We start from the raw sequence: 15,975 nt of genomic DNA, 5'->3' as shown, positions 1-15,975 counted from the left end.
ATAAGGCTATGCGGGTTGTAAACTTGGTTTTTTACTGCTGAATAATAAGATTAACGGCGTGGCAGCTAAGGTGATCCACATCATTAATCTAAAGTCTTGCAGGTAGGCTAGTGTTGCTGCTTCTTGATTAACCATGGCGTTGAGTTGGCTAAGTCCTTTTGCAGAATCAGTATTGACCAGACCAGCATTCGCAGCCTGTTGTAAAGATTGATTAAATGGCGTTATAAACTCGCTGAAAAATGCATGATTGATCTGCATTCGCTGCGCTAAGTAAGTCATCACAATCGAAATACCAATACTACTGCCAATGTTACGCATCAGACTAAATAAAGCGGTCCCTTCATTGCGGTATTTTGGCTCTAATGTCGCAAAGCTAATAGTTGATAGAGGCACAAATAAAAAGCCTAATCCCATGCCTTGTATCACCCCAGTACTAATAATATCGAATGAACTACTATCACGGGTAAATAACGTCATTTGCCATAGCGAAAACACGGTTAAGCCAAGCCCGAGTAAAAGTTTGTAACGAATGTCGACTTTACCCGAAAGCTTACCTACGATGATCATCGCAACCATGGTGCCCATACCGCGTGGAGCAAGCAATAGCCCAACATCGATTACTGGGTATCCCATGAGCGATTGCATAAACGGGGGGAGTAACGCCATAGTCGCAAGCAGTATAATACCGATGATAAAAATGAAGATAATACCAATGGTAAAATTACGGTCTTGAAAAATGGCCGGGTCTATAAACGGGTGTGATTTAGTAAAAATATGTGCAACAAACAAATAAAATGCACCTATTGCTAAAATGGCTTCAACGACGATTTCTGAACTCGCAAACCAATCTTCTGATTGACCTCTGTCTAGCATCATTTGTAAAGCACCAATCGCGATAGCTAAAAAGGCAAAGCCCAGGTAATCAAAGCGCCTTGAATTATCAATCGCAGTTTCTTTAACAAAACTTGAGATACCTAACCACGCCAAAATACCAAATGGTAAATTGATATAAAACACCCAGCGCCAGTTATAGTACTCAGTCAACCAGCCACCTAATGAAGGGCCTAAAATTGGCCCAAGCATCACACCGACACCCCACATTGCCATGGCTGAACCATGTTTTTCTACAGGGTAGGTGTCGAGTAACACTGATTGAGAAAGCGGGACTAAACTGGCGCCAAAGACACCCTGTAATAATCGAAATAAAATTATTTGGTCAAGATTTTGCGCCGCACCGCAAAGCATCGAGGCCACGGTAAAACCAATAACCGACCAACTAAACACGCGTTTTCGGCCAAATTTAGCTGTTAAAATACCGGTTAAAGGCATGCATATTGCGGCTGCAACAATATAAGACGTTAAAACCCAAGAAATTTGGTCTTGGCTTGCCCCCATGGCACCTTGCATATGGGGCAAGGCGACGTTGGCAATAGTGGTATCGAGTGCTTGCATAATCGTTGCAAGCATTACTGAGATGGCAATCAGTCCTTTGTGGCCATCAGCGTTCTCGTTGCTATCTGCTGTGGTTGATTGCGTCATGGTAGGCCTACAGCGTAATACCGAAAAGGCTGCGTTTATGACCTGTTTCAATATGTGGAATTGCGCTTAAACCTGCTCTTAACTCAGGTAAATCAGCCGATTGCTCAATACTAATGCGAACAGGAACACGTTGCGCCACTTTTACCCAGTTACCAGTACCATTTTGCGCCGGTAAAATTGAAAACTCTGCGCTGGTGGCTGGACTTAAGCTATCAACAACCCCATGCCAATGCAGATCTGGGTAGGTATCAATCTCAATATCAACAGCTTGCCCTTGGCGAACATAAGTAAGCTCTTTCTCGGTTAAGTTAGCCTCTAGCCAAAGATGCTGACGAGACACTTGTGTCATCGCAGCATTACCGGTCGCAAGGTATTGGCCATGCTTAGGCGGCTCGCTAACAATCCCCGTCAATGGTGCATAAATGTTTGTTCGCTCAAGGTTTAACTTAGCTTGATCGAGTTGAGCAATCGCGGCTTTGTAATCCGGGTGTTGTTCAACGGGGGCATCGACTGAGCCACCTAATGATTGAGCGATACGCTCAAGATCCGCTTGTTGTGCTACGACACCTAAGCGGGCTAGATCACGGTTTTGATCTGCTTCATCGTATTCAGAGGCTGAAACATAATGTTTTGTCAGTAGGTCTTGTTGACGCTTTTGCTCTTTTTCGGTGAAATTTAAGTGGCTGTTAGCTAACGCTATAATCGCTTCTTTTTGATGGTAACTCGCTTTAAGCTCAGCTAGGGTTGTTTTTACTTGCGCAACTTTTGCTTCTGCTTGTGCAACAGCCATTTTATAAGGCGTTTGATCTAAACTAAATAACAGTTGGCCTTGTTCGACAACTTGGTTTTCTTTGACAAAAATTTGATCAACCACGCCCGAAACTTCTGGGCTTACACGCACTATATCAGCCTTTACATAGGCATTATCAGTTTCGACGGTTTGACCTCCAGCTAAATATAGATAGCCACCAATAACAGCCATTACTGCCGGTATTCCAACTAACAGAAAGGCACGTTTTAAGCCATTGCTTTTGCTCGACGCTTGCATAGTTACTCCTGCATTATTCTTTGTTTAGCAAAGTGTTACGGATAATTTGTAGGGCGTGTTTAAACTCGTCAGCTTGCTGTTGGCTCAAATCACCAAGAGCATGTTCGATGACCTTATTACCCGCTAGCTCAATTTCTTTTAGATGATCATCAGCGTGCTCGGTTAAATAAATAAGGTAGGCACGACGGTCACTCGGATCAGGACGACGCTCAACTAATTGTTGTTGCTCAAGTTGGTCTATTAGCCTTGCCAGAGTCATAGGTTGTACTTCGAGTTTGTCGGCTAATTCAACCTGTCTAACACCTTGTTGTCGGGCGACGTACTTGAGTGCTTTTGCTTGTGCGAGGGTTATTGATGAGCCTTCTAATTGCTGGATAAAGTTTCGGCGCATTAATCGCGTAACATCCGCGAGTAAAAAGCTACAGTTGTAATTAGACATAGTAAACAAACCATATAGTAACGTTTGCTTATTATATGCTTGGCTTTGCTTTTTTCAATACTTAATGATGATCTATTTTGTTGTAGCTAAAAATAAAACAGGTACGAATGTGTCTAATTTGTTAACGATCTGTAATCATATTTTTACATTTAGGGGTTGTTTAATTAACAAAATAATCACAATTCAAAGTTTAACTTATTGTTTTTTTTGTATGTTTATGGTTTTTTGAATACTTTAAATGTAAATTTTTTGTTTCATTTTCAATTTCGCTCCATTCAATCTAGGCTGGTCACTAATCGGGAACAGTGCAGTCCGGTTACTAGGAAAATATTAAATACATAACAATCTAACGGAGCGTAAACGTGAATTTATCTAAAATCACATTAGCAACTCTTGCTGCTTTTGCTTTGACTCAAGCAACAAGTGCAGTAGCTGCGAACAAGAAATACCTAAACGAACAAACAGGGATTAACCAAGCTTTGCAAACCAATGCATCATCAGTATTGAGTGCAAATCCAAATCAGTTAGTTGGTTTAGGTGCAGGGAATGATTTAGTTGTATTAAAAGAAATCAAAACCAGTAACGGCAACACCACGCGCCGTTATCAGCAGATGTATCAAGGTCTACCTGTTATCGGCGATACGGTTAGCCTTACATTTGATGGTAATGGCCAATTAAAGCGCGCACATGGTGCAGCGGTGTATGACATTGCCGCCGACATCGACTCAGTGTCTCCGGCACTAAACAAGAAAAAAGCAATGGCAAAAGGCCTTGCTAACTCACCGGCTGCAATTAAATCAGTTGGGTTAAAAAAGCATAATGAACAATCACGTTTAGCTATTTGGCTAGATGAGGACAGTGTTGCACACCTCGTGTATGAAGTGTCTTATGTGACGTATGGCGACAACCCATCTCGTCCGTATCAAATTATTGATGCCAATAGTGGTGAAGTTTTATTTAGCTTCGATAACTTACAACATGCCAGTGCAACAGGCCCAGGTGGTAACTTAAAAACGGGTAAATACATTTATGGTACTGATTTTGACAGCCTAGATGTTGCTCAGTCGGGCAGCACTTGTACGATGAACAACGCCAATGTAAAAACCATTAACCTAAATGGTGGTACAAGTGGTTCGACAGCATATTCGTTTACATGCCCAGAAAATACCTTTAAAGAAATTAACGGTGCGTACTCGCCTTTAAATGATGCGCATTATTTCGGTAACGTAATTTTTAATATGTATAACGATTGGGTTGGCACTGCGCCATTAACTTTCCAATTGCAAATGCGCGTTCATTACGGCAGTAATTACGAAAATGCGTTTTGGGATGGTAGTGCTATGACCTTTGGTGATGGTCAAAATACCTTCTACCCACTGGTTAGTCTTGATGTCTCGGCGCATGAAGTAAGCCATGGTTTTACCGAACAAAACTCAGGCCTCGTTTATTCAGGTAAATCTGGTGGTTTGAACGAAGCGTTCTCTGATATGGCAGGTGAAGCGGCTGAGTTTTATATGAAAGGCTCAAACGATTGGTTAGTGGGTCAGGAAATCTTTAAAGGTAACGGTGCACTACGTTACATGAATAACCCAACCCAAGATGGCAGCTCGATTGACCATCAAAACAATTACTACTCTGGTATGGATGTGCACTACAGCTCAGGTGTATTCAACAAGGCATTTTATAACCTTGCGACCACACCAGGTTGGGATACTCAAAAGGCATTTGTTGTGATGGCGCGTGCTAACCAACTTTACTGGACAGCCAGCACAAACTGGGATTTAGCAGGTAATGGCGTGATGGATGCGGCGTGTGATTTAAGCTATGACCCAGCCGATGTTCAAGCGGCACTTGCGGCGGTGGGTGTGACTTCAAGCTTAAGTGCGGGTAGTAGCTGTGGCACGACTGAGCCACCTCCAAGCGGTGATGAAGAACTAACTAATGGCGTTGCGCGCACAGGGATCAGTGGTGCAGCGAAAGATCAAATGTTCTTTACTCTTGAAGTGCCAGCAGGTGCAACGAATTTACAATTCAATACAACTGGTGGAAGTGGTGATGCAGACCTTTACGTTATGTATGGCGCAAAACCAACACTGAGCAACTTTGATTGTAAAAGCACTTCATCTACTAGCACAGAAAGCTGCGCTATTAGTAATGTGCAAGCGGGTACTTACTATGTAATGGTAGAAGCGTGGAATCAAATTTCAGGTGTATCACTTACAGGTAGCTTTGATTCGGGCAGCGGTGGTGGTGTAACACCAATTAACCGCACTGAGTCTAACTTAAGTGTTGGTACAAATAGCTGGACTCGTTTCACGCAAGACCTCGATGCGGGTTACTCGTCACTGGATGTGACTATTTCTGGAGGCTCTGGTGATGCTGACTTGTATGTGAACTTTGGTTCGCAATCGACAACATCTAGCTATGACTGCCGTCCTTATAAAAACGGCAATAGCGAAACCTGTACATTTACAAACCCACAAGCGGGTACTTGGTATATCGACCTTCGCGGCTATCGCGCTGCAAGTGGTGTAACTCTCACCATTTCGGCTAACTAGCCACCCTTTTAGGGAGCTTCGGCTCCCTTTTTTATTTTATTAAAATACAGATCATAAAAGGATTGATTATGACAACCCGTCTAACGCAGTGCCTCGTGGGTTTTGCCACGCTATCACTGAGCCAAGTAAGTTATGCAGCGCAAGACGAAACAATTTGGGTCACCATTGATGCCCTTGCTGCACAACATTTTCAACAAGATACAGTGAGTAAACGTAAACAAAGCAGTAATTTTGCGATGCAAAAATCGGCTTTGAATCAAGTTAATTTTATGCGCGTTAACAAGCAGGATATTGCTGGTTTAAGTGAGTTTATGCACGATAACTATCATCGCTGCGGTGGTTTTGTCGCCCATGAATCATTAGCAGATGCCGAGCTTTATACTCAGCAATTAAATGCGGTTTCGCAAGGTACAATGAATGCGAGCCTTGTTAATTACAGTATTGATAATGCCGCGACAGTTAATGCGCTACTATCATCGATTGATAGTAGTGAACTGAGTGATACGGTTAATAGCATGATGAACTTTCATAACCGATATTATGCAGTGCAAAGTGGTGTTGATGCAGCAGATTGGTTAAAGGGCCATTGGCAACAAATAGCCAGTAGCCGCAGTGATATAACTGTTGAGTATTTTAACCATAGCTTTTCTCAATCATCAGTTATTGTGACCATTCCTGGTGCAGAAAAAGCAGATGAAATCGTCATTATTGGTGGTCATTTAGACTCAATCAATCAGTCTAATCCAAGCAATGGTCGAGCTCCTGGTGCAGATGATAATGCCTCGGGTATTGCAGTGCTCACACAAACCCTAAAAGCAATAGTGGAAAATAACTACCAACCTCAGCGGACCATACAAATTATGGGTTTTGCCGCTGAAGAAGTAGGCCTTAGAGGCTCAAAAGATATTGCTCAAAGTTATAAAACACTGGGTAAGAATGTTGTAGGCATGGTGCAGTTTGATATGACTGGTAATAACGGCAGCAGCACAGATATTGTGATGATGACGGATTACACAAACTCATCGCAAAATCAGTATTTATCGCAGTTGCTTGATGCTTATCAGCCCACAGTGAGCTATGGCTTTGATCAATGTGGTTATGGCTGCTCAGATCATGCCTCTTGGTATCAACAAGGGTTTGCCGCCTCAATGCCATTTGAATCAACAATGAGTGACATTAACCCTTTGATCCACACATCAAATGATGCCCAATTTGATGCGGCTCACGCGAGTAAGTTTGCAAAACTAGCTGTGAGCTATGTTGCTGAAATGGCAAAGAACGCTGGTGATGTGGTAACTGAGCCGACTAATCAGCTTGAAAATGGCGTAGCTAAAACGGGTTTGGCGGGCGCAGCAAAAGAGCAGCTATTCTTTACGCTTGAAGTACCTGCAATGAGCAGTAACCTTGAGTTTGTAACTGAGGGGGGCTCTGGTGATGCCGATTTATACGTTAAATTTGGCAGTAAGCCGACCTTACAGGACTTTGATTGTAAAAGCACAACCTCTACAAGTAATGAAAGCTGTGTGATGTCGTCAGTTCAAACTGGCACGTATCATGTAATGGTTGAAGCGTGGAATGAGATTTCGAATGTGTCACTCACGGGAAGTTATAGCACCTCAGGTGGCGGCGACAACGTTGATCGAACTGAGACAAACGTGAGTGTCGCTACCGGTAGTTGGCAGCGCTTTACTCAACAAATACCGGCAGGCCTTAGTAATTTAACGGTGACGATTACTGGCGGTAGTGGCGATTCAGATTTGTATGTTAACTATGGCTCAGCGTCAACAAGTTCAAATTATCTATGTCGGCCTTACAAAAATGGTAACGAAGAAAGTTGTCAATTTGATAACCCACAAAGTGGAACTTGGTACATAGATTTACAGGGTTACCGAGCTGCATCAGGCGTGACATTAACGATTCAAGGACAATGATTTAAATGCAATCATACTTTTAACCATGAGGAAGCCTTGCTTCCTCATTTAGTCTTGCCCTTGGCAAGTCAGTTACGTAAAATCTGCCCATCACTTTTAATCTATTGGCGAAGTTTATCAAACAACTTTTCAGTGCCACTGGCCCCCTTGCACTTTCTCTTGATGGATATACTCCTCGGCAGCCACAAATTGATATGGCTGTTGCAGTTGACGATGCCTTAAAAAAACGTCACCAATTAGTGGTTGAGGCGGGCACAGGCACGGGTAAAACCTATGCTTACTTAGCGCCTGCGTTAAAATCAAAAGGCAAAACCATCATCTCTACGGGTTCAAAAGCACTACAAGAGCAGTTGTTTCACCGTGATTTACCCAATTTAGTCAAAGCACTGAGCGCCACTAAAAAAGTCGCCCTTTTAAAAGGCCGCGCAAATTATTTGTGTACGTATCGTTTAAGTCAGCATGTTGCGCATGTGCCAACTGATGATCCTGATGTAATGCATCAACTCGCGATGGTAGCAAAGTTTGCAAGTGAAACCCGTTCCGGCGATTTGGCAGATTGTATTGGCATAGAAGAAGATGCCAAGGTACTGCCTTATGTTAGCTCAACCGCTGATAACTGTTTGGGTAAAGAGTGCCCCGATTTTCAAGATTGCTATATTCGTAAAGCCCGCTTAAATGCCATGGAAGCCGATGTGGTGGTGATCAACCATCATTTATTCTTTGCCGATATGGCTGTAAAAGACACGGGTTTTGCTGAATTAATGCCTACGGCAGATGCCTATATTTTTGATGAGGCGCATCAGCTTAGTGAAATTGCCAGTGACTATTTTGGTGAAAGTGTTAGCACTAAAAAGCTGGTGGATTTAATTAATGACTTACGAGCAATATACCGTGCAGATATCCCAGATATGCTGCAATTAGGTAAAACCCTCAACAAGTTAGAAACCAGCGTGGCAGATTTACGCTTACAGTTCGGGGTTGATGGTAGCCGTGGTGACTGGCGTGAAAAACTGGCCGATAAAGAGATTTGTGCTGCACTGCACCGGGTCATTAGCGACCTCGACTTTTTATACCAAGTTTTAAAGTTATGCTTAGACCGTAGCGAAAAAATAGAGCATCCGTTTGAGCGTACACTGGCCTTTAAAGGTCAGTTAGAGCGGGTATTTGATACCGCACAAACGGGCTATAGTTATTGGTACGAAACCACTCGCCGATACCTAACGGTAAACATTACACCACTTAATGTATCGGCTAAATTCGCACAAATGATGAAAGACACTGGGGCAGGTTTTGTGTTTACATCGGCGACTTTATCGGTCGATAACGACTTAGCGCACTTTAACGCTAGCCTTGGCTTAAAACCAACGCAAAGCATGATTGTTGAAAGTCCGTTTGATTATCAACAACAAGCACTACTTTGTTTGCCGCGCTACTTACCTGAGTCTCATGCGAATAATATGCCCCACGCAATTATCAAGCTGACCCTTGAGTTGATTAAATCAGCAAAAGGTCGCTGCTTTGTGCTGTTTACTAGCTATCGTATGATGCATTTAGTGGCGGAAGGGTTAACTACACAAATGGATTATCCGGTTTATATGCAAGGGCAAATGTCTAAACGCATTATCCTTGAGAAGTTTACCCGTCACGGTAATGCCGTTTTACTCGGCACAGCCTCATTTTGGGAAGGCGTAGATGTTAGAGGCAGTACATTAAGTTGTGTTATCATTGACAAATTGCCGTTTGCCGCACCAGATGACCCTTTATTGCAAGCAAAAATGCAAGATTGCCAGTTACAAGGCAAAGACCCATTTGCACATATTCAATTACCTCAAGCGGTGATTGCATTAAAGCAAGGGGTAGGGCGACTTATTCGCGATAGTAAAGATAAAGGTGTGTTGGTTATTTGTGATAACCGCCTAGTAACACGCCATTACGGCCAAGTATTTTTAAAAAGTTTGCCACCCATGCGCCGCACGCGCGACTTAGCAATGGCAAACGCGTTTTTAGAACAGATCAATTAGAGTAACTTAGATGATTAAACACAATATTCTTGCCTTAGATGCATCAACTGAAGCGTTATCGCTGGTGCTACATTATCAAGGGCAAACATTTCATCATTTTGAAGAGTGCCCACAGCAGCACAGCCAAAAGATTTTGCCTTTAATTGATGAGTTACTGGCAAAGGCGCAATGTAAACTAACCGACTTAGATGTTATTGGCTTTGGTCAAGGACCGGGTAGCTTTACTGGCGTGCGTATTAGTGTTGCGATTGCTCAAGGTTTAGCGTATGCCGCACGCTTACCTTTGGTTGGCGTATCAACATTGCAGATGATGGCGCAACAAGCGTTTGAACAAGACCAAGCCAGCGATGTGTTTTCTGCCATTGATGCACGTATGGGTGAGATTTATTACGCTCATTATAAAGCTGATGATAATGGTTTAATGCTGCTTGTTGATGAAGAGCAAGTCATTAAACCTGAGTTGCTTACGCTACCTGAAATAGCGGCAACTGCGGTGGGTACGGGTTGGCAGACCTATCCTGCACTTGTTATAGAACTTGCAAATGTAAGTCTAAATGAGAACATTTTATTGCCTGATGCAAAGTACATGCTGGCCTCGATTGCAACTGCCTATGCTCACGGTGATACAGTGACTGCAGCGAATGCGCAGCCTAAATATGTTCGTGATACAGTGACTTGGAAAAAGCTACCAGGCCGAGAGTAACAGAGAGAGTAACGGGACTTGCGTGCCCGTCAGTTATGGCACATAATTTAGTCATGTTTGATGTGGAATTACGAGTTTGACTTTACCTATTGGCTCAGGCTTTTATACTGGTGACATTCCCGGTCAATATAGCCGTAAAAATACCGTTACTGATAAGCCTAAAGCGATATCAGACCAAACGGCTGAGCAAAAATCGTCAACAGAGTATGTTAAATCAAGCCCTCAAGCTGTTGCTATTGCTGATGAGTTTAAAGCTGAGTCGCAAAGCTATCAGCAAACAATTTATGACAAACCAAGCAACCCAAAAACCAGTCGCGCTATTTCAACCTATACGGAATTTGCTAACTTAGAGCGTCGCGCCGAAGTGCAAAGCCTTATTGGCGTTGATGTATATGCTTAGCTAATTGCTAATACTGAATTCACAAAAAAGCCTAAACAAAATGTTTAGGCTTTTTTTATGATTGGATTGGATTACTAAGGTATATAAATTACTGCTTAATAAAATCAATCAGCTTGTCGGCAATCGCGGTATTGTTTTGCGAACCGTAGAAATCTTCTGCACGTTTACCATAGGCAAACACTTGCACATCAATAGCGGTGTGGCCGCCAGTAGTCCAACCCGTGAAGCTGGCATGATTGATGATATCTTTTACAGCAAGTAGCAGTGCTTTCTCGCCCATTTTCTTAGCTTCGCTTAGCTTAATGCTGTTAGCATCAGTGAATTCGATATCAGAATACTTTTGCCATACTGCTTTTAAGTCATCGCTTTCAAGTAGATCTTTTGTGATAGTGCCAGCTGTTGCTTTAACACCTTTAATTACGTCAGTTTCCCACTTATATTGACCATGAGCACCAAGTGTTAAGCCACCTGTTGAGTGGTCGGCAGTGATAACAAGCAGAGTATCAGGGTTTTTATCAACATACGCTTTTGCTTGTTCAATCGATTTAGCAAAGTCGTCCATTTCGCCCATAGCACATGCGATGTCGTTTGCATGACCACACCAGTCAATTTGGCTGCCTTCGATCATCACAAAGAAACCTTTGTCGTTTTGACCATCAAGTAAATCAAGCGCTTTAGTTGTCATTTGCGTAAGGCGCGTTGGATTTTCGTCAAGCGCAAACGGTAAACCTACTTCAGCGAATAAACCAAGTGCTGGAACCTGTTTTAAGTCACTCATTGCTGCAAAGTCATCGCTGTACTGATAACCTGCTGCTTTAAACTCTTCCACTAGGTTACGGTCTTCACGAACGTAATATTTCGTGCCGCCACCTAACATTAAATCAACCGGTAATTTACCCGCGATTTTGTTATCGATATAGTCGTTAGCAATCTCGTCGTAGTTACGGCGTGATTCGTTATGTGAAGCAAAGCTTGCTGGTGTAGCGTGGTTAATTTGCGAAGTAGCTACGAGTGCTGTTGTCATACCGCGCTCTTTGGCAACTTCAAGCATGGTTTTTACTGGTTTTTTATCAGTATCAACAGCAATTGCACCATTATAACTTTTATGACCACTGCTCAGTGCTGTTGCACCAGCAGCGCTGTCTGTTACATAGGTATGATCGTCTGGGTAGGTATGAGCCATACCACGTAAAATCGTATCGAAAACAGTTGGGTCAACAACTTTAGTATTTGGATCATCTTTAAAGTAACGATATGCAGTTGTGTACGCTGGGCCCATACCATCACCAATCATATAAATGATGTTTTTTGGTGCTGATTCAGCCATTACTGAGCCTGCTGAGCATAATAATGCTAAAAGACTTAATTTTAATTTCATTGATGTAACCTTATTATTGTGCCCTTATTTATACTGCGAGGATTATTGTATACTAGCCAGACGATAAATAAACGCCTTTAAGTTGAAACGCTTAATAAATAGGAGCAATTGTGCAACCTTTTTCTTTTCAAACTGGCACTCAGGCAATGCATGGCCTAACCTTTGGTCATGGCGAAGAGGTTGTGATTGCCTTACATGGTTGGCTTGATAACGCACATAGTTACATACCTATGTTACAAAATGCGCAGCTAAATCAGCGTTGGTATTGTCTTGATTTTCCTGGCCATGGTTTATCTGATTGGCGAAGTAGTGACGCCCATTATTACTTTATTGACTACATTGATGACGTCTATAAGTTTATTGAGTCGCTTGATGTAACGAAAGTGCATTTAGTTGGTCATTCTATGGGCGCCATGGTGGCTGGCGTTTTTGCTAGTTGCTTCCCTGAAAAGGTCGCATCGGTAAACTTTATTGAGGGGATCGGCTGCGCTACAACTAACAGCAATGAAGTGAGCAGCCAACTTCGAAAAGCAATATTAAATAGAGCGCGGGTAAACAGTAAAGGCCCTCGCGCATTTGACTCAATAGCGCACATTATTAGTGCAAGGCTTGCAAGTGGTGACCTTGAATACCCACAAGCAGAGCTTTTAATGACACGAAATAGTTACGAAAAAGCAGGTAAGTGGTATTTAACAACCGATCCTAAGCTTAAAAATCACTCAGGATTTCGCTTTGATGAGGCGCAATGTATTGCAACCATCAAACAAATTAACGCACCATGTCAGCTTCTCTTAGGAGATAAGGGTTACCCTTTCGTTAGGGATAACCTAGAGGCATATGGTAAATATTACAAGGAGTTAAAAATTCATGAGATACCTGGAGGTCACCATTGCCATATGCAAAGTCCTGCATTAACCTTAGAGCACATTCATGCATTTATTGGGCAGTATAAAGCAAGTTAATTGTATAATTGCACCAAATGTGGGATTATCTGCACCATTAGAGTATTTACTCCATTGAGAAACGGCCTTAGTTAGATTAAGGTTATTAAAAAATATAATTATAAACAGGAGCTAAGAGTGGAAAAAATCTGGCTTAAACGCTACCCAGAAGGTATGCCTGAAACAATCGACCCTGAGCATTATCACTCGCTACTCGACTTGTTTGAAAAAAGTTTTGCTGACTATAGTGACCTTCCAGCCTTTACCAACATGGGTAAAGTGTTGACCTATAGTGAGTTAGACAGTGCAACAAAACGTGTTGCGTCGTACATTCAAAATGATCTTGGTCTGAAAAAAGGCGACAAAGTAGCGGTTATGATGCCGAATCTACTGCAAACGCCTGTGACTATTTTAGGTGTTCTTCGTGCAGGCTGTGTAGTGGTAAACGTAAACCCACTTTACACCGTGCGTGAATTAGAGCATCAGTTAAATGACTCAGAGTCATCAGCAATTTTCATTCTTGCTAACTTTGCCGATACCCTAGAAAAAGCATTACCAAAAACCAACGTTAAGCACATTGTGGTTACCCAAGTGGGTGACATGGTGGGCGGCCTTAAAAAGCACATCGTTAACTTTGTGGTTAAGCACGTTAAGAAAATGGTGCCTAGCTACACATTGCCAAATGCAATCAAATTTGCAGATACGCTTGCTGGTAACGAAGCAAGCTATAAAAAGCCAGCAGTTGATTTAAATGACTTAGCATTCTTGCAATACACAGGTGGTACAACGGGTGTATCTAAAGGTGCAATGCTATCGCATGGCAACATGGTTGGTAACCTTGAACAAGTATCAGGTTGTTTAGACAAAGTATTAGAGCGCGGAAAAGAAGTGGTTATTACGGCACTGCCGCTTTACCACATCTTTGCTCTGACTGCGAACTGCCTAACATTTATGAAATACGGTGGTTTAAACGTACTTATTACCAACCCTCGTGATATGCCTGGCTTTGTAAAAGAGTTAGCACAACACAAGTTTACCGCGGTAACGGGTGTAAATACGCTATTCAATGGTTTACTAAATACCCCAGGTTTTGCTGAGCTTGATTTCTCAACATTAAAAATGTCACTTGGCGGTGGCATGGCGGTACAACGCCCAGTTGCTGAAAAATGGCAAGCTGTAACGAAAACCAAATTAATGGAAGGTTATGGCTTAACTGAGTGTGCACCACTTGTTACGGTCAGCCCTTACGACCTAGAAGGTTATAACGGTTCAATTGGTTTACCAGCACCTAGCACTGATATTAAGCTTATGCTTGAAAATGGTGAAGAGGCAGCAAAAGGTGAGCCAGGCGAGCTTTGGGTTAAAGGCCCACAAGTTATGCAAGGTTATTACAACCGCCCAGATGCAACAGCCGAATGCTTAAAAGACGGTTGGTTTGCAACGGGTGATATTGCAACTTACGATGATGAAGGTTTCTTCTATATTGTTGATCGTAAGAAAGACATGATTATTGTATCTGGCTTCAACGTGTTCCCAAATGAGATCGAAGAAGTTGTAGCTATGCACGAAGGCGTGCTTGAAGTGGCAGCTATTGGTATCCCTCATGAGGTCAGTGGCGAACAAGTTAAAGTTTTTGTCGTGAAAAAAGATCAATCTTTAACTGAAAAAGATATAATAAAACACTGTCGTGATAATTTAACGAACTATAAGGTGCCTAAACTCGTTGAGTTTAGAGATGAACTACCAAAAACAAACGTTGGTAAGATTCTAAGAAGAGCCTTAAAGGACGAAAAGAAATAATTAAAGCCGGCATTAGCCGGCTTTTTTATGGTATAGAAAGGGGTATAAGTGCAATATCAACTGATCGAAACACAAAATCAATTAAATGATTTTGTAGAAAAAATTACAGGTAAACCGGTACTGGCAATTGATACCGAGTTTATGCGTCGTCGTACGCTTTACCCTGAAGTTGCACTTATTCAAGTATATGATGGTGAGCATTTAGCGTTAATTGACCCTCTGGCTGAGTTGTCGCTTTTTGATTTTTGGCAAGTACTCAAAAACCCAGAAGTGTTAAAAGTATTGCATTCACCGTCAGAAGATATTGAAGTGTTTCAAAAATACGCTGGCTTTGTACCAACACCACTGTTTGATACTCAATTTGCACTGCAAATATTAGGTCATGGTAACTGCATGGGCTTTGCGCACATGGTTAAAGAGTTGCTTGATATCGAAATTGATAAAAGCGAATCACGGACTAATTGGCTACAGCGCCCACTAACAGAAAAGCAACTAGATTACGCCGCTGCCGATACGTATCATTTACTGCCTTGTTTTGAAATTATTAAAAAACAAATTGATGAAGCTGGCTTTTTTGACATCGTGATCAGCGAAAGCGAGTTAGTTGCGCAAAAACGTGCTTACCAAACACCTGCAGAGCAGCTTTACAAAGACATTAAAAATGCTTGGCAATTACGACCGCACGACTTAGCTGTATTACGCGAGCTTGCTGCATGGCGCCGTGAAAAGGCAGAGCGCAAAAACCTCGCTCTTAACTTTGTAGTAAAAGAGCACAACATGGTTGAAATTGCTAAGCGTAAGCCTGCAAGTTTAAATGCGTTACGCAGAGTGCCGGGTGTTGAGCCAATGGAAGTGAACCGTTCGGGCGTTGAAATTTTAAAATGTATTGAGCGTGGTAAAGCTGTTCCTGTCAGCGAACAACCTGCACAATTAAAACGTTTAATTGATTTTCCGGCTTACAAAAAAGCCGCTAAAGATATTAAACAAAAAATTACTAAAGCTGCAAAAGAGCAGGGCATTCCTGAAGATGTATTGGCCTCTAAAAAACAGATTAACCAGCTTATCAGCTGGAATTGGAAGCTCGATGCTGATGAGCGTAAAGCTGCATCAAAGCCAGATCTGTTTAACTCATGGCGCTATGAGTATGTGAAAGACGTACTTAAAGAGTGGCAAAACTAAGTAACTAACTTTTTAAAGGGCTTTTTATGCTTTGACTT

At 42.2% G+C, this 15,975-nt stretch carries 12 protein-coding genes; 8 read left to right on the top strand and 4 right to left on the bottom strand.

Translation table 11 applies throughout. The features are described from left to right. Nucleotides 1-6: 6 nt before the first annotated feature. From NH153_RS20765 to NH153_RS20755, 3 genes are read right to left on the bottom strand one after another with little or no spacing between them, the layout of a single operon-like run. On the bottom strand, nucleotides 7-1,539 hold the full coding sequence (locus NH153_RS20765; RefSeq protein WP_063707471.1) for a DHA2 family efflux MFS transporter permease subunit: 1,533 nt from the start codon (nucleotides 1,537-1,539) through the stop codon (nucleotides 7-9). Nucleotides 1,540-1,546: 7 nt separating this feature from the next. Next, nucleotides 1,547-2,587 (bottom strand): HlyD family secretion protein, encoded by a 1,041-nt coding sequence (locus NH153_RS20760; protein ID WP_063707469.1) that lies wholly within the window; start codon nucleotides 2,585-2,587, stop codon nucleotides 1,547-1,549. Between the two features lie 13 nt (nucleotides 2,588-2,600). Continuing rightward, nucleotides 2,601-3,026 (bottom strand): MarR family winged helix-turn-helix transcriptional regulator, encoded by a 426-nt coding sequence (locus tag NH153_RS20755; protein WP_063707468.1) that lies wholly within the window; start codon nucleotides 3,024-3,026, stop codon nucleotides 2,601-2,603. A gap of 362 nt (nucleotides 3,027-3,388) precedes the next feature. On the opposite strand from NH153_RS20755, the gene NH153_RS20750 reads away from it, so the two are divergent. The 5 genes from NH153_RS20750 to NH153_RS20730 all read left to right on the top strand — a co-directional run bounded on the left by NH153_RS20750 (nucleotide 3,389) and on the right by NH153_RS20730 (nucleotide 10,639). After that, complete coding sequence (locus tag NH153_RS20750) at nucleotides 3,389-5,584, top strand: M4 family metallopeptidase (RefSeq protein WP_063707467.1); 2,196 nt, start codon at nucleotides 3,389-3,391, stop codon at nucleotides 5,582-5,584. Between the two features lie 68 nt (nucleotides 5,585-5,652). Next, entirely contained in the window at nucleotides 5,653-7,515 is a 1,863-nt protein-coding gene (locus NH153_RS20745; RefSeq protein ID WP_082874127.1) for a M28 family metallopeptidase, read from the top strand. Between the two features lie 104 nt (nucleotides 7,516-7,619). Continuing rightward, on the top strand, nucleotides 7,620-9,536 hold the full coding sequence (locus NH153_RS20740; protein WP_063707466.1) for a DNA repair helicase YoaA: 1,917 nt from the start codon (nucleotides 7,620-7,622) through the stop codon (nucleotides 9,534-9,536). Between the two features lie 10 nt (nucleotides 9,537-9,546). Further along, the gene (gene tsaB, locus NH153_RS20735; protein WP_063707465.1) at nucleotides 9,547-10,239 is read left to right on the top strand and encodes a tRNA (adenosine(37)-N6)-threonylcarbamoyltransferase complex dimerization subunit type 1 TsaB; all 693 of its coding nucleotides are present in this window, start codon (nucleotides 9,547-9,549) and stop codon (nucleotides 10,237-10,239) included. 76 nt (nucleotides 10,240-10,315) lie between these two features. Continuing rightward, entirely contained in the window at nucleotides 10,316-10,639 is a 324-nt protein-coding gene (locus NH153_RS20730; protein ID WP_062565644.1) for a hypothetical protein, read from the top strand. A gap of 88 nt (nucleotides 10,640-10,727) precedes the next feature. Here NH153_RS20730 and NH153_RS20725 read toward each other — a convergent pair whose 3' ends face one another. Further along, nucleotides 10,728-12,017, bottom strand: coding sequence for an alkaline phosphatase (locus NH153_RS20725; RefSeq protein WP_063707462.1), 1,290 nt, complete (start codon nucleotides 12,015-12,017; stop codon nucleotides 10,728-10,730). Between the two features lie 110 nt (nucleotides 12,018-12,127). On the opposite strand from NH153_RS20725, the gene NH153_RS20720 reads away from it, so the two are divergent. The 3 genes from NH153_RS20720 to rnd all read left to right on the top strand — a co-directional run bounded on the left by NH153_RS20720 (nucleotide 12,128) and on the right by rnd (nucleotide 15,937). Then, nucleotides 12,128-12,979 carry an alpha/beta fold hydrolase gene (locus tag NH153_RS20720; RefSeq protein ID WP_063707459.1) on the top strand — a complete coding sequence of 284 codons (852 nt, stop codon included), beginning with the start codon at nucleotides 12,128-12,130 and terminating at the stop codon, nucleotides 12,977-12,979. Between the two features lie 117 nt (nucleotides 12,980-13,096). Then, a complete protein-coding gene (gene fadD / locus NH153_RS20715) occupies nucleotides 13,097-14,758 on the top strand; it encodes a long-chain-fatty-acid--CoA ligase FadD (protein ID WP_063707457.1) in 1,662 nt (553 codons plus the stop codon). Between the two features lie 48 nt (nucleotides 14,759-14,806). After that, nucleotides 14,807-15,937, top strand: coding sequence for a ribonuclease D (gene rnd / locus NH153_RS20710; protein WP_063707455.1), 1,131 nt, complete (start codon nucleotides 14,807-14,809; stop codon nucleotides 15,935-15,937). Nucleotides 15,938-15,975: the final 38 nt, after the last annotated feature.

Origin of the sequence: Pseudoalteromonas gelatinilytica, assembly GCF_001641615.1 — a bacterium.
In the GTDB taxonomy this organism is placed as follows: Bacteria; Pseudomonadota; Gammaproteobacteria; order Enterobacterales; family Alteromonadaceae; genus Pseudoalteromonas; species Pseudoalteromonas gelatinilytica.
The sequence above is the reverse complement of the archived record's forward strand: the minus strand, read 5'-3'. Positions and strand labels throughout refer to the sequence as shown.